Here is a 17,986-nt window from a genome sequence, read left to right as displayed (position 1 = left end):
AAGCTGGTGCCTATCACTTTATTAGAACGACAATTTCTCCTCAAACTCACTCTTTAAAACAATTAAAGGAGACGATAAGCCGAATTGCATTAAAGAGTCTAAAAATGCAGCGAGAGAATCCATCGAATCGCTCATGACCTTCATCATATAATTAAATTCCCCGCTAATTCGATATAAATCAGTTACTTCAGGAGCGGCATTACAATATTGGATAAAATCAGAGCATTGGCTCGTTTTAAACATGATGAATGCTTGAATGTTTTTATTAATTTTAGAAGGCTCAAATTTCGTTCGGTAAGCCGCTATAACGCCTTGATCTTCAAGTTTATTCATACGCTCCTTTACAGCAGGTTGCGTCATGGATATAATTCGTCCTATTTCTGAAACAGAAATTCTTGCATTTTCATACAACAAGTTCATTATTTTATGGTCAATTTCATCTAGTTTTACTGCATTTTGCATTGTGTAGCCTCCTTATTTTATTTTTTAAAGTGAATCACAAACTATAACTATAATATCATAAGTGAACGAACTGAATTACCTATAAATCTATATTTAAAATAATTGGTTTTTACATAAAAATATAAGTATAGGTTTTTATCAAACGTAAATTTAGGAAGGATGGAAAAAATGAAGAATCTTGATGGGAAAGTAGCGTTAGTAACAGGGGCGAGTCGAGGAATTGGTCGCGCGACTGCGATGAGATTGGCAAACGACGGTGCATTAGTTGCGATTCACTACGGCCGAAATAAGTCAGCTGCAGATGAAACAATTTGTGAGATTGAATCTAATGGAGGAAAGGCGTTCTTAATTGAAGCAGATCTCAAATCAATTGATGGTGTCAAAAAGCTAGTAGAACAATTAAAGAGTGAATTACAAATAAGAGTTGGTACATCAGAGATTGATATTTTAGTAAACAATGCAGGGATAGGTACACAAGGGACGATTGAAAATACGACAGAAGAAGTTTTTGATGAAATTATGGCCGTAAATATGAAAGCACCATTCTTTTTAATTCAGCAAACATTACCGTTACTACGAGCAGAGGGGCGCATTATTAACATTTCATCAGCTGAAGTACGACTTGGTTTTACAGGGTCCATTGCATACGGCTTAAGTAAAGGTGCTTTAAATACGATGACACTGCCTCTAGCTAAACATCTTGGAGAAAGAGGTATAACAGTGAATACAATTATGCCTGGATATACGAAGACAGATATCAATGCAAAATTGCTAGATGATCCGGAAATACGAAATTTTGCTACGAATTCATCTGTGTTCGGACGAATTGGGCAAGTTGAAGATATTGCAGATGCAGTAGCATTTCTTGCTTCTTCTGATAGCCGCTGGGTAACGGGGCAGAATATAGATGTTTCTGGTGGGTTTTGTTTGTAGGGGCACTACTCCATACCTATTAAGCTAACCAAGTAAATTACTAGATATGAGACGACCCTCGTTTCATATCTGGTGATGTATAGAAAGGTAGGGATGCTAAAGAAGCCTATTCAATTGATACTTTTGTTTTATAATCAAAAGAATACCTCCAGTATTTTGAAAAACCTCCACGTTAAGATTATGAACGATTTTATACAGTTTTTTGATTGATTCAGTAACAAACAAGGAACCTAAAACTGCACTATAATAGGGATGTATAAAAATTATATAGGTAGATAGAACACAAAAGGAGCTTCCCTTGTTAGAGTAGGGTTCCTCATTTTTCCTTGCTAACAATAATGAGACATTATGTTGACTTAACATGAATACCATATACACTCAAAATCACGCGAGATATCGTTTAATTATAATGTTAAAATGAAAGAGGAGGTGTAAGATAATGAATAAGCTTTTAGGTTTCTTGTTTGTTGCGGTTGGTATGTGCTTTTTCATGTTAACTTTGACAATGAACATTCAGAATGTTACATGGGCTGTAATGTTAGGAGTGAGCATTGTATCTAATATAGCGGGTACAACCTTATTGTTCAGATACATTAATGAGTATAAGAAACAAGCAATTTAATTGTTTTTATAGTGTTGAAAAAAGCAAACTCCTCTCTGTTCGGGGAAGAGTTTGCTTTAATATTAAAAATTAGTTTCCTATAACGAATTTTACGTCAATTAACATCTTTTGCGTGGGACTATTTATTTTTTACAGTAGTAAATATTACATTTTACTTTTAGTAACTATCTTAGCGTATAAAATCCGCGTTTTGCCACCAGTCCCCTAAGTAGTTGAATAATCACTTTTTAGAGGTGTTGTATTATGATTTTTAACTGGAAACCAAGTTGGTATGAATTAGATCAAACTATAGTTGTAGGTAACACTGATTATTTTTATCTTGTTAAAGATAAAAAATCATTTGCAAATAATTTAATTAACAATGAGGACATTGAAGTGCGTGGAGAGGTATTAAAGATAACGCATTCTGAATTAGGAGAATTGTTAGGGATATATACAATTGGGTTAAGCTATAAGTTCTTTTTAAAAGATGGTAAATATATAGCAGTAGACGCTGAACAGGATATTGGTCAAATTGAGTATCCCATTGATTATAAAATAAATGATTGGAATTTTAATGTTGAAATAAATATTCTCGAAGTGACTGGTTTTTCATCACAACAGAGGCATGAGAGTTTATTAAAAAACGAAAGATTAAGGGTAGCAAAGGAAAGAATAGAAAGATATAAACGATTATTAAATATTGAATAAGATGTCTTAAAGTCGGTTTCCTAATTTAGAAATCGGCTTTTGGGGATTTTTTTATAACAAACGGTGTCATAACTTAATGTTACTAATATTTTGCTTAGCGTGGTTTTTTCAAAAATACTGGCGATACCCTATACCCATCAACTTAAGAATTTTCACTACCCTTAAGTGTAAAAAAACGTTATTCTTTCTAAAAAAGCTAGACTAGAAAGGATGACATTTTCTTATGAATCTCTCGCTTCAAGAAGAACTACAACCATTTGCGGAAGAATTACAACGATATATTACACCTGTATTTTTAGAAGAACTTGCAATCTTGATAATCCAGTCGCATCACATATCTCTTGCCGGTTTTTTCGAAAGTGTATATTCCTAATCCACTAATATTTGTACAACGATAGCCTTTTTGTAATTGCTCATTCAGCCATTGCTCCTCTTTTTCTATATCAAAAAATATCTTAGCTTTCTTCATTCGATTCACTTCCTTCGTACAGGGATAAAATATGTAATAGCCTATTTTGCTCCATTTTCAAAATGGCACTTCCTTCCGCAGTTATCATATAAACTTTTCTCCGACCTGACTCTCTTGGACAGTATAACTGATTCATATTCATCGGTAATCTCAAATGAGATGAATAATATCATGAAAACTCTCACTTTATTCACCGTTTTTTTAACTGTTCCAACACTTGTATTTAGTTTTTTTGGAATGAATGTCTCTATACCTCAAACTTCATGGGGGGAAACAATTGTTTTATCAATAATTTTTATTATATGGATAGCGCTGGCGTTATGGAGAAGGAAAATATTCTAATTTATTACAACTTCAAAAGTATGAGCATCAGCAAACCTTTTTACGTAAGGATTGACGATTTTTTTATAGGTAAGAAATTACGCGTGTTAAATATTTAACTTTATTAAAAATTGACTGATTAAAATAAAGAGGTAATAAAATGAATAATCTTGATAAAATTCAAGCAATGGTAATTTCCATTGGAAAGAAAATGCAAATGGAGTTATTTGAGCAAATACCAGTACCAAAACTTACAACATCACAGTTTTATATTTTAAAAATTATAAACTATTACGGTGCATTAAGAGCAAGTGAGCTGGCGAGAGAAATGAATGTAAAGCCAAGTACAATTACAGTTACAATTAATCGATTAATTGAACAAGGATTAGTCAATCGTTATCACGATAGAGAAGATCGCCGCGCCGTTATCATTGAACTAACAAAAAAAGGAGAATCTGTAGTTGAAGAAACTATTATCGCTCGTAATGAGCATATTGCTAAATACTTATCCCTTTTAGAATTTCAAGAGAAAGAGAAATTATTACAATTACTTGAAAAGTTAAGGGCGATAATATGCGGGAAACCAGAGAAAGAGTAACAAGACTTGAGAGAGCTTTAAAGTGTATGTAGTTTGATTTTTCATGAACTGTTCTACATCTGTTAGGTTTTATGATGTATTCACGATAATAAATCGTAATATCGCATAATAAGATACATCTTTATTGCAAGATTCATTATTTTGTTGTAGATCCTTACGCTGTGTTTTCAAAAGATAGAATGTCAATTTTGGTAATCCTAGCATTGTACACAAATTTATTACAAACATGTTATCTTTCACTTCATTCCAATATATCATAGCGGAACTTGGGACTTTGTAGTAATGGAACAAGAACGGCAATAAGACTTAAGTGTGTTAGCAAAAATCAGGGTTTTTGCTAATGATAAAAACGGTATTAAATAAAGCTTGGATGTGTTAATACTACGTTATCAAAATAAGCCTGTTTTAAAACTGATGCATATGGGGGAAAACCCCATATACATCAGTTTTAAAACATTAGATACTTTATTTACCAAGTTAATACTAGTTACATCAGTATAGGAAACAGTGGAAATCTAAATCTTTGTTTATATGTTAATTACCTCAAACGTATCCCTTCGAAGGCGTTTATAACCAAATCATGTACATAGGAATCATCCAACTTTTCACCAGTTACTAGCAAACGATAAAAAATTGGTCCGTAAATGAGATCGATGCTTAATTCAATATCAAGGTTTTCTTTTAATTCTCCTCTTTTAATTCCCTTCTCCAGAAGTTGCTTTGCTTGCAGTCGACGTGGCTGGAAGTATCGAACGCGATATTCCTCTGCTAGTTTCGAATCAAATTGTCCTTCGCCAACTAACTCATTGATAATGGTTCCTTCTCGACTGATTAAAAAATTGGCTAAACTTGTGGCGTGAATTAAAATATCATTCAACGCTGAACCTGTGTCAGGTACAGGCAATCTGGCAGCAGCAGAAAGAAAACCATCCATTACCACAGCAGCCTTATTTGGCCACCATTTATAAATCGTAGCTTTGCTGACTTTAGCACGTTCTGCAATTTTATCGACTGTGACTGCTTTAAAGCCACTTTCCAATAATAACTCATAGGACGCAGAAAGGATGGCCTTTTGGGTTTCAATATTACGTGGTCGACCTCTTTTACTTTGCACATTAATCATTCCTTTCAAAACATAAACTATACGTTTAGTATACTTAATACGAACAAAAAACGAAATAGCCTATTTACAAAACTGAACGTTTAGTATATATTTTAGTTAATTAATGAACTGTACGTTCAGTTTATTAATTAACTAACATCTTGTAATGGTATGGATATATTTAGGTTCCAAAAATCACAAATTACATTGCTAAAAAACATTTAGAAAAGGGGGGGGAGAGAGGAAATTGGACCTTTTAAAAGCAGAATGGAAATTAGCTCAGACTTAATTTATTACAATAAAAAATGGCATCGCAGTAGTACTTGCCAAAGTGATTTAGTAATTTTGAAATAAAAGTATGGGAGGAAATACTTATGTCTAATTTTAAAAATAAAGCAATTGATAAGGACATTTCATCAGGTTTAATCATTCTTTTAGCAACTGCATGTGGTATTATTGTGGCTAATCTTTATTATGCACAGCCTTTAATTGGGCTAATTAGTAATGAAATTGGGCTTTCTAATAGTAGCGCTGGATTAATTGTAACGCTAACTCAAATTGGATATGTTGTTGGCTTATTATTTCTTGTGCCTTTGGGGGATATTGTTGAGAATAAAAAATTGATACTTATATTGTTATTTTTAAGTGCATTTGCACTCATTTCTATGGTTTTTGTAAAAAGCGCAACCTTGTTGTTAATTGCTTCATTCTTTATCGGACTGGGTTCGGTCGCAGCGCAAGTGCTCGTACCTCTTGTATCATATCTTTCATCTGAGAATGCACGCGGTCGCGTAGTTGGCAATGTCATGAGTGGTCTGTTATTAGGTATTATGCTTGCGCGACCGATCTCTAGTCTAGTAGCCGATATGTGGGGATGGAATGCAATATTTGCTTTATCTGCTACTGTAATTATTGTTTTAGCGTTTGTATTATCGAAAGTACTCCCTACTAGGAAACCAAAGGCAAAAACAAATTATATAGCCTTACTTAATTCAATGTGGCAACTGCTACGTACTACTCCAATTTTACGCCGTCGCGCCATTTATCATGCTTGTGTATTTGGGGCTTTTAGTTTATTCTGGACCACTGTTCCATTATTATTATCTAGTCCTGCTTTTCATTTTTCTCAGACTGCCATAGCATTATATGCACTTGTCGGAATTACAGGTGCAATAGCCGCTCCAATAGGTGGTCGTCTAGCTGATCTTGGCTGGACACGACCCGCCACTGGGATAGCTCTCACTGTTGTTATTATTTCTTTAATACTCCCACTTTTTATTCAAAGTAGCTCGCCCTTTGGAATAGCTGTTTTAGTAATTGCTGCAATTCTGTTGGACATGGGAGTATCTGCAAACCTTGTGCTTAGCCAACGTTTAATTTTCTCGTTGAGTCCAGAAATTCGTAGTCGATTAAATGGGCTATTTATGGCTATTTTCTTTTTAGGAGGTGCTGTTGGATCCTTTATTGGAGGATGGGCATATGCCTTAGGAGGATGGAATCTAACATTATGGATAGGAATCGCTTTTCCGACCATAGCCTTGCTTTATTTTGCTAGAGAAAAATAGTTTTATAATCAAATTTAAACAGCCCAGATTCGTTTGAATGCTTCTTCATTAGTATGTCCGAGTTTTATAGATTAATTGCGGTTATTTTGAAGTTTTTATATCAGAACCAGACTTTTTTTCTATATTGCTGTAATTGAAAAAGACTCACCTTGTTGAATATATTTGAAATGCAATAAAAAAGAGCTTGTGCCAAAACACAGACTCTCTTTAAGTTGAAATGAATATATATAGCCACCACTTTAGAGAAGGAAACGGTAGAGAGAATAGAATATGGCTAGATTTAATCTTTAAAAATGAACTTCATCAGGTGGTCGACTGCAATAAAATTGATAAAGAAGATTATTTACTGCAATGGAACGCAGCCCAATTAAAGATATTGAAATTAAGCATTTACTCCAAAATGCATTAGTAGACGAAATAAATAGTCATGAAATATTCATGAAAAGTATTAATATTATTTACTATCATGAGGGATATACCGAATATAATATAGAGGATTTATAAAACAAAAAGGGCTGAGATAGCCTTTTTGTTTTACACTTTGACGAGTATTTTTTATGAAAAAATACGTTATTCTTTTTGTAAAATTAATAAGAAAGGATGACGTTTTTGTATGTCTATTTCTGTATCCGATGAATTACAACTATTTACTTAAGAAATTCAAAGATTTTTATCGCCAAATATCTTACGAAATCTTGTGAGAGAGTTTGGTTTCTTGCGATGAACCCGTAAATTTCAAACAAAAGATATACCCAATTCATGAGTAAGAACGAAAAAAGAAAAAAATTCTATAATGTTTTATTTAATATCAGTTTATAGGGAAATTCATGTAATTAAATATGAAATAATACATATTATAATGATTTATTAAGATAAAATGTTATATTTTTGGATGGAATATATAAATGGAGGAAATGTAATGAACAAGAATTTAAAATTCACCCAAATGATGATTGGGATTAGTACAATGGCATTATCATTTGGAAGTATTCAAACACAGGTATCAGCAGAAGAAACAGCACCCTATAATATCTTACAGATGAAACCAATGGGGACAGAAACTTCAAAAGATGAAATTGTACATGCTACAAAAGCGGACGAAACTTTGACTTTTGAAGAGCGTTTAAAAATAGGAGATTTTTCACAACGTCCTACTCCGGTTATGAAACGTGATGAAATTCAATTAAAGCAAAGCTATACTTTGGCAGAACTGAATAAAATGCCTAATAGCGAACTCATTGATACATTATCAAAAATTTCTTGGAATCAAATTACGGATTTATTTCAATTCAATCAAGATACGAAAGCATTTTATCAGAATAAAGAACGCATGAACGTTATCATTAATGAATTAGGACAACGAGGAAGGACGTTTACGAAAGAAAATTCAAAGGGCATTGAAACATTTGTTGAAGTATTACGTTCTGCTTTTTATGTGGGATATTATAATAATGAATTAAGTTACTTAAAAGAGAGAAGCTTCCATGACAAGTGTTTACCCGCATTGAAAGCGATTGCGAAAAATCCAAACTTCAAATTAGGTACAGCTGAGCAAGATAGAGTCGTAACTGCGTATGGAAAATTAATTGGTAATGCCTCTAGTGATACTGAAACAGTACAGTATGTGATAAATGTTTTAAAACAATATAATGATAATCTTTCTACGTATGTAAGCGATTATGCGAAAGGACAAGCCGTATATGAAATTGTAAAAGGAATTGATTATGATATACAGTCTTATTTGCAGGATACGAATAAACAGCCTAATGAAACAATGTGGTATGGAAAGATTGATAACTTTATAAATGAGGTTAATAGAATTGCTCTGGTGGGGAATATAACAAATGAAAATAGTTGGCTAATTAATAATGGCATTTATTATGCAGGTCGTTTAGGGAAATTTCATAGTAATCCATACAAAGGATTGGAAGTTATTACACAAGCGATGAGCTTGTATCCTCGTCTAAGTGGACCTTATTTTGTAGCAGTAGAACAAATGAAAACAAACTATGGTGGAAAAGATTATAGTGGAAATGCAGTAGATCTACAGAAAATACGTGAAGAAGGGAAACGACAATACTTACCTAAAACATATACATTTGATGACGGATCAATTGTCTTCAAGACGGGAGATAAAGTAACAGAAGAAAAAATTAAGAAATTATATTGGGCAGCCAAAGAAGTAAAAGCACAATATCACCGTGTAATTGGTAATGATAAAGCGCTAGAACCAGGTAACGCTGATGATGTACTAACAATAGTAATTTATAATAATCCAGATGAATATCAATTAAATAGACAATTATATGGATATGAAACAAACAACGGTGGAATTTATATTGAAGAGAAGGGGACCTTCTTTACATATGAGCGTACGCCAAAGCAGAGTATTTATAGTTTAGAAGAGTTATTCCGTCATGAATTCACTCATTATTTACAAGGAAGGTATGAGGTTCCTGGTTTATTTGGAAGCGGAGAAATATATCAAAATGAACGATTAACTTGGTTCCAAGAAGGAAATGCAGAATTTTTTGCAGGATCTACACGTACAAATAATGTTGTTCCGCGTAAAAGTATGATAAGTGGCTTATCATCTGATCCAGCAAGCCGTTATACAGCAAAGCAAACTTTGTTCTCAAAATATGGATCATGGGACTTTTATAAGTATTCCTTTGCACTACAGTCATATTTGTATAATCATCAATTTGAAACATTTGATAAGCTTCAAGATTTAATCCGTACAAACGATGTGAAAAATTATGACTCATATCGTGAATCATTGAGCAACAATACACAATTGAATGCAGAATATCAAGCGTATATGCAGCAGTTGATTGATAATCAAGAAAAATATAATGTACCGCAAGTAACAAATGATTATTTAATTCAACACGCACCAAAGCCGCTAGCTGAAGTGAAAAACGAAATTGTGGATGTAGCAAATATAAAAGATGCCAAAATTACAAAATATGAGTCGCAATTCTTTAATACATTTACCGTGGAAGGCAAGTACACAGGTGGTACATCAAAAGGTGAGTCTGAAGATTGGAAAGCGATGAGTAAACAAGTAAACCAAACTTTAGAGCAGTTATCCCAAAAAGGTTGGAGTGGTTATAAAACAGTTACAGCCTATTTCGTAAACTATCGTGTGAATGCAGCTAACCAGTTTGAATATGATATTGTTTTTCATGGTGTTGCAACAGAGGAAAAGGAAAAAACAACTACTACAGTAAATATGAATGGACCATACAGCGGGATAGTAAATGAAGAGATTCAATTTCATAGCGATGGTACAAAAAGTGAAAATGGAAAAGTCATTTCTTATCTATGGAACTTTGGAGATGGTACTACAAGTACAGAAGCAAATCCTACCCATGTATATGGAGAAAAAGGAACATACACTGTGGAACTAACGGTAAAAGATAGTAGAGGAAAAGAAAGCAAAGAACAAACAAAAGTTACTGTAAAACAAGATCCGCAAACAGGTGAATCTTATGAAGAGGAGAAGGTACTCCCGTTTAATACGCTTGTAAAAGGAAATCTGATTACTCCTGATCAAACAGATGTTTATACGTTTAATGTTACAGATCCAAAAGAAGTAGATATTTCTGTGGTAAATGAACAAAATATTGGGATGACATGGGTGCTTTATCATGAATCAGACATGCAAAATTATGTAGCTTGTGGTGAAGATGAAGGAAATGTTATAAAGGGGAAATTCGCAGCGAAACCAGGTAAATATTATTTAAATGTATATAAATTCGATGATAAAAACGGTGAATATTCATTATTAATAAAATGAATTTATTTCTAACATGTATAGAATGGCTATTTTAAAGAGGAGTCTGTTAATATAGGCTCCTCCTACTTTTTATTTACATATTGGGAGAGCAGCACATCACCATCAAGCTAATACTTTCATATCCCCCTAAATTAAAATTTTCTTTCTCTACAGATAATTATTCTGAGAAGCCGTTCATTTTTTGTTTTGGGGGTATTTCTTTTTCTAAAGTTGTGATGGGTATGTATGGTGACCTCTATTAGACAATAGTGAATGAACAATTTCGGGGTTCAGTTCAACTTTATTCAAAATAAGATTTTTTGCAGTAAAATCAATGTTAGTGGAACTTTTTTAATCAAACTTTTTTAAAAATTAACATAAATACTTGCAATATTTAAATTAGTACTATATAGTTCTAATTATGACAAAGGTAAAATTAATGAATCAAAAACGTGTGATTGAAGTAGCTGCAACATTATTTTTAGAAAAAGGGTTTGCTTATACAAGTATGGATGAATTGGTACGTGTAAGCAAAGTTTCAAAGTCTAATGTGTATTATCACTTTTCTAATAAGGAAGTATTATTAGAAGCGGTCGTTGATTATTGGATTGAAATGTATCAATCTGCAATTGATGACGTAATTTCTCAGAACCAATTTTTAGTTGAAGATCGTATCCAACTGTTTTTAAAGCAATTATCACAAGGAGTTCAGTCGAGAGAGTATAAGGGGAGCTGTCCATTTATTACTCTTTATATTCAAAGTCCTACACAGGCCACGCAAATAAAAGAAAAAATAGGTCTTTTTTTTACAGGATTACAAAAGAAAATGTCTCTATTACTTAAACAAGGGGTAGAGAATGGAGAATTCAGAAATACGATTCATATTGATGAGGTTGCATCCCTTTTTATTACAAATCTTGAAGGGGCGTTATTTATTTCAGAAACATTGAAGGATGCAACTGTAATCACGAAAACAGCAGATCATTTTTTAAAATTGCTTCGATAAAAGAAGCATTTTTTTTACATCAAATTAGTACTAAGTAGTACTAAAAAGGGGATCTTATATGAGAACAGTATTTTTAACTGGTGGAACAGGCTTTATTGGAAAGCAATTAGTGAAAGAATTAGCCAAAGAGGATGTTAAAATTCTTCTTTTAGTGAGGTCGAAAAGTAAAGCAACAAGCATTTTTCAAGAAAGAGCCATCTTAAAAAAGGATGTTATGCACTTTATTGAAGGTGATTTGACGAAAATAGATTTAGGTCTAAGTGGTGAAGATAAGGAGAGGGTATTGAAAACGGATGTGATTATTCACGCAGGAGGCCCCATGGATATTCAAGCGACAAGTAAAGAGGCAGCTTCCGTATTTTTAAATGGCGCCAAACATATTAGTGAATTAGCTAAAAGTATTCATCAATTGAAGGGTTTGCAACAATTTATTCATGTTGTAGGTTATATGAGTCCCTTTGATGATAAAAATAGCAAGATTGCAATTGATGTGTTTAAAGAAGGAAACAATTATTTAAAAATAAAAAATCCATATGAGAGAACAAAATTTTTAGCAGATCTTTATATCCGTCAGCAGGCATCAACAGTAGGTTATCCGCTTTCTGTAATTAATCCGCCAACTGTAGTCGGTAGTAGTAAAACAGGGAGTACAGAGCAGATAGCAGGATTAGGTTTGCTTGTGATGAGTATGCGAAGAGGGCTCATGCCAGTGATTCCTGGAGGTAAGGGATATAGGTTACCACTTATTTCAAACGATGAGCTTGCGAAGTTTATTGTGCAGGTTTTCAGATTGGAGCAACCGACTATTCAAACATATACACTTGTTGAAGACAAACAGCACGATCAAAACATTGCTGAATTATTAAGTATTATGTCGGAAAGTATGAATATGAGGGCACCAAAAATCTCTGTCCCGATGCCACTTATGAAAGCAATTATGAATAGTGGAGTAAGTAAAATAACAAAAATTCCTTCTGATGGACTGAATTTTATTACAAAACAAAAATTTTCAAATGTTTCAGCGAAAAAAATTATGGGAGGAGATTGGTTTAAGAAGACGAGTGTAATGAAATTTCTCCCTGCCGTAGTAGCTGATCTGGATTATCGAATGATGTATCAAAATGGCCAGCATAATCATTTATTTAAACAAACATTATGCGATAACAATACCCTTTACCAATTACAAGGAGAGGGTCAACCGTTTATATTATTACATGGTTTATTGAGTGATGGAGAGGATTTATTTCCTTTAGCACAAGAGCTTCATGAAAAAACTGGTCAACCTGTATGGATTTTGGATCTTCCAGGTTTGGGACGTTCTCCTTTTAAACGAGAGAAAAATCTTCTAGATATCTATTTGAATGTAGTGAAAAAGTTATTGGAGAAAGCTACGAATGGTGCACATCTAATTGGACATTCATTCGGTGCGTTTCTTCTTCTGGAAGCATTGGTACAAGAGTACATAGATAAGAAGTATGCAATCACTTTACTTCAGCCACCTGTTGCTAAAAAAAATGCTAAATCGCTAAATGTTCCTCAATTTATGAACAAATGGACATTAAAATTAGCAACTACTAATTTGATAGGGCGTTATTTATTAAGTAATGGTTTGTTTGAAAGTATGGAGAGTATTCCTGAGAATTATATTGAAAAAATAAGTAAAAGTTTTACTTCTCCGAGAATTTTAAATACTACGGTTCAGCTTAACAGTTTATTACTGAAAAACGATCAAGGTGATTTCAATGAAGTAACAAAGTATAATCTTCACATTATTTGGGGGGATTATGACAGAGCTTATGCTGCTCCATCGCATCTTGGTAAGGTTGATTGTGTTCCATATGGCCATCATTTTCCTCTTAGCCATCCGAGTGAAACGGCAACATTAGTAATAAAAAATAGTAATACTAGCAGATGAGAGTGTGGGATAAATAAAAAGTGTGTAGTAAGATTGTTGTGTCTTTGAAATAAAATCGTACTGTTTTGGGGTCCTACCCCATCGCTATCAAGCTAAGAAAAGCAAATACCCCAAAACGAAAAAAATGACCTGAATTCTTATGAGTAACAGTAGAGATATAAAATTTTTCATTAATTAAAAACCAAGGAAAACTCGACAAAATGATTGGATTTACCTTGGTTTTTTGTGAGTGACTCAAAAAAGAACGAATTCTTGTCTTGCCCTATCAAATTTGATATCATTTATGTAAAATAATGTGAAACATTAAAATGAATAAAAGACGTTATTCTTTCCTATAATTCTACAGGAAGGATAACGTCTTTTTTGTTTTATAGATAGTGCAAAATCTTAGTTCCTCTTATATAATCATTAAACTCGGAAGTCAATAGAGCTACTAGTTTAATTAGATTATATGTTCTTCCCATAAAAAATCTTTAAAATGGTTTTATAATCTGGAATTTGTAACTTTAAGTATTGATTTATAAAGTTTTCGTTATCATATGGTACTTTTTTCAATTCAACAGAGAATTGCCCAGCATCAAAATTAACAATACCGTGTTGAGCGAAATGGTTCATGGTTACATCCTAGTGAGCCAGGATGTAAAAAAGTTTTGTCCATTGTTTGAAAACACTCAACAGGATTTATTCTGATGAGTTTTTTTGTTTATATAATTTATCAATAATTATTCTTTTTTCTCCGGCTGATAGGAAAGAATAACGACACCTGAACTGGTCGTTCTTGTTTCTATAAGTTTTAATGCTTTTGTATTGCTCTGGTCTTTAAAGAGACGCTTTCCGCTTCCTACGATAACGGGATTGACTATAAAGTGGTATTCATCAATGAGGTCATGTTGCATTAATGTTTGTGTAAGATCACCACTGCCATAGATTAAAAGGTTCTGACCGGGCTGTTCCTTCAGTTTCGATATTTCTTCTATAACATTATCCTTGATAAGATTTGCATTCCATTCGGTTTTTTCTAAAGTTGTTGAAGCAACAAATTTAGGAATGCTGTTCATCTTATCAGCAAAACCTTCTTCATCAGTCATAGAAGGCCAGGCAGCTGCAAAACCTTGATAGGTTACTCGCCCTAGTAGAAGAGCTTCACTTTCAAACAGTAAATTGGATTGAAACTTTGCTACTTCTTCATTGAAGTATGGAGCAGTCCAAGCTGGTTCCTCCATGACACCATCTAGTGAGAGGTACATCGATACAATTATTTTTCCCATTTTGTTCTCCTTTAGTTTTAAATTGAGATGTTTACATATTGGTAAAACAATTATTAATTCTCCAGCTAGAGAAAATTTACCTTTTTAATAGTTTCGACAAAATGTATTTATGTATGTTTTGGAATAAACTAATATATATTCATAACTTTGAAATATTGTATAACTTCTAATTTTTATGCATTATTGATTAGCATTGCTTATTGTGCTAACGAATCAGGATAGTGTGGCGACCGACTAAATAGTTGCTTATCCTCAATTATTAGAAGGGAAGTTTTATTATTTCGCGAATTGATTAGACATAGACGAGTGCTATAATTTTCTATATATACATAAAGAGGTGACTACGCATGAATCAAAGACCGTCAGAAGAAGAATACGCTGGGAGCTCCGGCGAATATATCCGTTTGGTGCCAGACGGTAACATCATCGACATTTTACTTGCTCAGGAAAAGCAAATGACCGAACTCCTGGCATCGTTGACCGAAAGCCAGGCCGCATATCGGTATGCGGAAGGAAAATGGACACTGAAAGAAGTTGTGGGCCACATTACAGACGCGGAACGCGTCATGACCTACCGCCTGCTCCGGTTCGCAAGAGGGGACCAGACGCCTTTGACCGGTTTCGATCAGGAATTATTCATACCTCCTTTCGGAAGCTGGACAACCGCGCAATTGGCCGAAGACTACCGGGCCGTACGGCAATCAACGATTACATTACTGCGCGGGCTACCAGCGGAGGCGTGGATCCGCAAGGGCACAGCCAACAACCTAAGCATTACGGCGCGCGCCCTCGCGTACAGCATTGCAGGACACGAGCTTCATCACATGGGGGTTATCCGAAACCGGTACTTGAGTTAATCGTCGGCAGAGGCCTTTGGAATGGAACGAACACCACTCATACAACCTTAGATACCGTTCTTATTAGGGTCCCGCCCCACAACCATCAACTTAAGGATTTAGACTATTTTTGAAATAAAAAGCACGTTACTATTCTCTTATGTTAATGAGAAAGGGTAACGTGCTTTTTATGAATATGCACCAAAAACAAGAGTTATATTGATTTTTCTCATTTTGGGGTATTTGTTTTTCTTAGATTGAGGGTGACGGGGCACTACTCTATAATGATCAAATTAAAATTAAAAATAGTTATAGAGACTCCATTTCTCGGAAATGTTGTAACTATTAAGTTGTAAAAAGAACCATAGTTTTTCATTTTTGAAAAGGCTATGGTCTTTTTTAGTTGTAGCAAAGTGATGATGCGAGGAAGTTTTTTTGATAAATCAAAAAAACTTGATTAATAAGTTGCATATAGAACTCATCTACATATATACTATAAACATCAAAAAAAGTTGATGAAGGGAAGTGAACTACAGTGGTACAAGATTTTCAGCTCTATGAGAAAAAGTTTAAAGCGTTGGCGGATCAGAAACGTCTAGAAATCATGTATGAACTTTGTCAGCGAGGCCAGACGTGTGTATGTGATTTAACAGAGATTTTTGAAATGACACAATCTAAGTTGTCCTATCATTTAAAGATTTTATTAGACGCAGGTTTAATTGTAAAAGAAACAAAAGGTACGTGGAGTTATTATGATTTAAATGATACGGAAGTGAATAATTTATTATCAGAAGAATTGTGCTGTATCTTTAGAAAAACAGGTAAAGGTAGCTGCTGTTAAAATTTTAATTTATTAATCAAAAAAACTTGATTAATGATATGTAAAGAGGAGGAATAAGGTATGAGATATGTTCACGTCGGTATAAACGTTACGAATTTAGAGAAGTCCATTGAATTTTATGAAAAAGTATTTGGTGTATCACCAGTTAAAGTGAAAACGGATTATGCAAAATTTCTATTAGAGACGCCAAGACTTAATTTCACGCTGAACGTGCGAGATGAAGTGAAGGGAAATCAGGTAAATCATTTCGGTTTCCAAGTGGATACAGCTGAAGAAATTACATTACATAAAGAAAGATTAGAAAAAGAAGGTTTCTTCGCGCGTGATGAGATGGATACGACTTGTTGCTATGCAGTACAAGATAAGTTTTGGGTAACGGATCCTGATGGGAATGAGTGGGAATTCTTTTATACGAAAGCACATAGTGATGTTCACAAAATTGAAGAGTCATCTTGTTGTACGACTTCTAATGAAGTAGCTAAAAATTCTTGTTGTTAATAGGAGATGGAAAATAAAATGAAACGCTTATCTTTTCTAGACCGATATTTAACACTATGGATTTTTCTAGCGATGGCTATTGGGATTGGTTTAGGGTTTGTGTTCCCTAGTGTAGTAGACGGACTGAATACATTACAAGTTGGCACGACGTCTATTCCGCTTGCTGTTGGTTTAATTGTAATGATGTATCCACCATTGGCGAAGGTTCGCTACGAGGAAATGGGACGAGTATTTAAAGATGTAAAAGTGTTAGTTCTATCTTTAGTACAAAACTGGATTATTGGTCCGGTACTTATGTTTGTTTTAGCAATTATTTTTCTTCCTGATAAACCAGAATACATGGTTGGTCTCATTATGATTGGATTAGCACGTTGCATTGCAATGGTAATTGTTTGGAATGATCTAGCTGATGGTGATAAAGAATATGCGGCAGGTTTAGTTGCTTTTAATTCGGTATTCCAAATGTTATTCTTCTCGGTTTATGCATACGTGTTTGTAACCGTAATTCCAGAATGGTTAGGAATTGAAGGTGCTATTGTCGATATTACAATGATAGAAGTAGCAAAATCAGTGTTTATCTATTTGGGAATTCCTTTTATAGCAGGTATGTTGACGCGCTTTGTACTCGTGAAGTTAAAAGGAAGACAGTGGTATGAAAAGGTGTTTATACCTAAGATTAGTCCACTTACATTGATTGCATTGCTATTTACGATCATTATTATGTTTTCTTTAAAAGGAGAGATGATTGTTAGCGTACCACTAGATGTAGTAAGAATAGCAATTCCATTACTCATTTATTTTATTGTAATGTTTTTTGTTTCTTTCTTTATGGGAAGAAAGATTGGTGCAAACTATCCGGTGACTACAACATTAGCATTTACAGCAGGTAGCAATAATTTCGAGTTAGCGATTGCTGTAGCAGTTGGTGTGTTTGGTATTCATTCAGGCGCAGCATTTGCAGCTGTTATCGGTCCTTTAGTTGAAGTACCTGTCATGATTGCACTTGTAAACGTCGCTTTTTGGTTTAAGCGTAAATATTTTAATGACCAACCAGTATAATTTAAAAATAAAGGCGGAAA

General features: G+C 33.8%; 16 protein-coding genes and 4 pseudogenes. 14 read left to right on the top strand and 6 right to left on the bottom strand.

Going from position 1 to position 17,986, the window contains the following annotated elements:
* Positions 1 to 21 precede the first annotated feature (21 nt).
* Entirely contained in the window at positions 22 to 462 is a 441-nt protein-coding gene (locus PSR14_RS16165; protein WP_001178573.1) for an Lrp/AsnC family transcriptional regulator, read from the bottom strand.
* Between the two features lie 168 nt (positions 463 to 630).
* On the opposite strand from PSR14_RS16165, the gene PSR14_RS16160 reads away from it, so the two are divergent.
* From PSR14_RS16160 to PSR14_RS16150, 3 genes are all read left to right on the top strand, one after another.
* Positions 631 to 1,395 carry an SDR family oxidoreductase gene (locus tag PSR14_RS16160; RefSeq protein ID WP_113732428.1) on the top strand — a complete coding sequence of 255 codons (765 nt, stop codon included), beginning with the start codon at positions 631 to 633 and terminating at the stop codon, positions 1,393 to 1,395.
* A 439-nt stretch (positions 1,396 to 1,834) separates the two neighbouring features.
* Positions 1,835 to 2,017, top strand: coding sequence for a hypothetical protein (locus tag PSR14_RS16155; RefSeq protein WP_001037653.1), 183 nt, complete (start codon positions 1,835 to 1,837; stop codon positions 2,015 to 2,017).
* 243 nt (positions 2,018 to 2,260) lie between these two features.
* The gene (locus PSR14_RS16150; protein WP_000577089.1) at positions 2,261 to 2,707 is read left to right on the top strand and encodes a hypothetical protein; all 447 of its coding nucleotides are present in this window, start codon (positions 2,261 to 2,263) and stop codon (positions 2,705 to 2,707) included.
* Positions 2,708 to 3,017: 310 nt separating this feature from the next.
* On the opposite strand, the pseudogene PSR14_RS16145 reads toward PSR14_RS16150, so the two are convergent.
* Both PSR14_RS16145 and PSR14_RS16140 read right to left on the bottom strand, forming a co-directional pair.
* Positions 3,018 to 3,176: pseudogene (locus PSR14_RS16145) on the bottom strand (DUF2812 domain-containing protein); the annotation flags it as partial.
* A pseudogene (locus tag PSR14_RS16140) lies at positions 3,163 to 3,288 on the bottom strand (PadR family transcriptional regulator); the annotation flags it as partial. The pseudogenes PSR14_RS16140 and PSR14_RS16145, both read right to left, overlap by 14 nt.
* Between PSR14_RS16140 and PSR14_RS16135 the strand changes: the two are divergent.
* Both PSR14_RS16135 and PSR14_RS16130 read left to right on the top strand, forming a co-directional pair.
* Positions 3,288 to 3,518, top strand: a pseudogene (locus PSR14_RS16135) (CorA family divalent cation transporter); the annotation flags it as partial. The pseudogenes PSR14_RS16140 and PSR14_RS16135 sit on opposite strands and share 1 nt — an antisense overlap.
* Positions 3,519 to 3,657: 139 nt before the next feature.
* Positions 3,658 to 4,095, top strand: coding sequence for a MarR family winged helix-turn-helix transcriptional regulator (locus PSR14_RS16130; RefSeq protein ID WP_048556935.1), 438 nt, complete (start codon positions 3,658 to 3,660; stop codon positions 4,093 to 4,095).
* A gap of 538 nt (positions 4,096 to 4,633) precedes the next feature.
* Here PSR14_RS16130 and PSR14_RS16125 read toward each other — a convergent pair.
* Positions 4,634 to 5,209, bottom strand: a complete 576-nt coding sequence (locus PSR14_RS16125) for a TetR/AcrR family transcriptional regulator (protein ID WP_001190902.1) — start codon at positions 5,207 to 5,209, stop codon at positions 4,634 to 4,636.
* A 362-nt stretch (positions 5,210 to 5,571) separates the two neighbouring features.
* Here PSR14_RS16125 and PSR14_RS16120 point away from each other — a divergent pair, with 362 nt between their 5' ends.
* The 5 genes and pseudogenes from PSR14_RS16120 to PSR14_RS16100 all read left to right on the top strand — a co-directional run bounded on the left by PSR14_RS16120 (position 5,572) and on the right by PSR14_RS16100 (position 13,464).
* Positions 5,572 to 6,762 carry an MFS transporter gene (locus PSR14_RS16120; RefSeq protein WP_048556936.1) on the top strand — a complete coding sequence of 397 codons (1,191 nt, stop codon included), beginning with the start codon at positions 5,572 to 5,574 and terminating at the stop codon, positions 6,760 to 6,762.
* 211 nt (positions 6,763 to 6,973) lie between these two features.
* Positions 6,974 to 7,266, top strand: a pseudogene (locus PSR14_RS16115) (cell filamentation protein Fic); the annotation flags it as partial.
* 415 nt (positions 7,267 to 7,681) lie between these two features.
* Complete coding sequence (colA, locus tag PSR14_RS16110; RefSeq protein ID WP_073540944.1) at positions 7,682 to 10,564, top strand: collagenase ColA; 2,883 nt, start codon at positions 7,682 to 7,684, stop codon at positions 10,562 to 10,564.
* Positions 10,565 to 10,982: 418 nt separating this feature from the next.
* On the top strand, positions 10,983 to 11,549 hold the full coding sequence (locus tag PSR14_RS16105; protein WP_130776785.1) for a TetR/AcrR family transcriptional regulator: 567 nt from the start codon (positions 10,983 to 10,985) through the stop codon (positions 11,547 to 11,549).
* Between the two features lie 58 nt (positions 11,550 to 11,607).
* Positions 11,608 to 13,464, top strand: a complete 1,857-nt coding sequence (locus PSR14_RS16100; RefSeq protein ID WP_098487318.1) for an alpha/beta fold hydrolase — start codon at positions 11,608 to 11,610, stop codon at positions 13,462 to 13,464.
* Between the two features lie 447 nt (positions 13,465 to 13,911).
* Here the strand turns inward: PSR14_RS16100 and PSR14_RS16095 are convergent, their stop codons facing one another.
* Together PSR14_RS16095 and PSR14_RS16090 are read right to left on the bottom strand one after the other, a co-directional pair.
* Complete coding sequence (locus PSR14_RS16095; protein WP_001015238.1) at positions 13,912 to 14,079, bottom strand: hypothetical protein; 168 nt, start codon at positions 14,077 to 14,079, stop codon at positions 13,912 to 13,914.
* Positions 14,080 to 14,186: 107 nt separating this feature from the next.
* Complete coding sequence (locus PSR14_RS16090; RefSeq protein WP_046199563.1) at positions 14,187 to 14,732, bottom strand: dihydrofolate reductase family protein; 546 nt, start codon at positions 14,730 to 14,732, stop codon at positions 14,187 to 14,189.
* 347 nt (positions 14,733 to 15,079) lie between these two features.
* On the opposite strand from PSR14_RS16090, the gene PSR14_RS16085 reads away from it, so the two are divergent.
* The 4 genes from PSR14_RS16085 (at position 15,080) to arsB (ending at position 17,966) form a co-directional block, all read left to right on the top strand.
* Complete coding sequence (locus PSR14_RS16085) at positions 15,080 to 15,589, top strand: DinB family protein (RefSeq protein WP_001076313.1); 510 nt, start codon at positions 15,080 to 15,082, stop codon at positions 15,587 to 15,589.
* 514 nt (positions 15,590 to 16,103) lie between these two features.
* A complete protein-coding gene (gene arsR, locus PSR14_RS16080) occupies positions 16,104 to 16,409 on the top strand; it encodes an arsenical resistance operon transcriptional regulator ArsR (RefSeq protein WP_001982246.1) in 306 nt (101 codons plus the stop codon).
* 60 nt (positions 16,410 to 16,469) lie between these two features.
* A complete protein-coding gene (locus PSR14_RS16075) occupies positions 16,470 to 16,907 on the top strand; it encodes an ArsI/CadI family heavy metal resistance metalloenzyme (protein WP_001271030.1) in 438 nt (145 codons plus the stop codon).
* A gap of 18 nt (positions 16,908 to 16,925) precedes the next feature.
* Positions 16,926 to 17,966 (top strand): ACR3 family arsenite efflux transporter, encoded by a 1,041-nt coding sequence (arsB, locus tag PSR14_RS16070; RefSeq protein WP_073540938.1) that lies wholly within the window; start codon positions 16,926 to 16,928, stop codon positions 17,964 to 17,966.
* Positions 17,967 to 17,986: the final 20 nt, after the last annotated feature.

Origin of the sequence: Bacillus sp. A01H, from assembly GCF_045277205.1 — a bacterium.
In the GTDB taxonomy this organism is placed as follows: domain Bacteria; phylum Bacillota; class Bacilli; order Bacillales; family Bacillaceae_G; genus Bacillus_A; species Bacillus_A paranthracis.
Note: the sequence above shows the minus strand (reverse complement) of the source record. Positions and strands in the feature narration are given on the sequence as shown.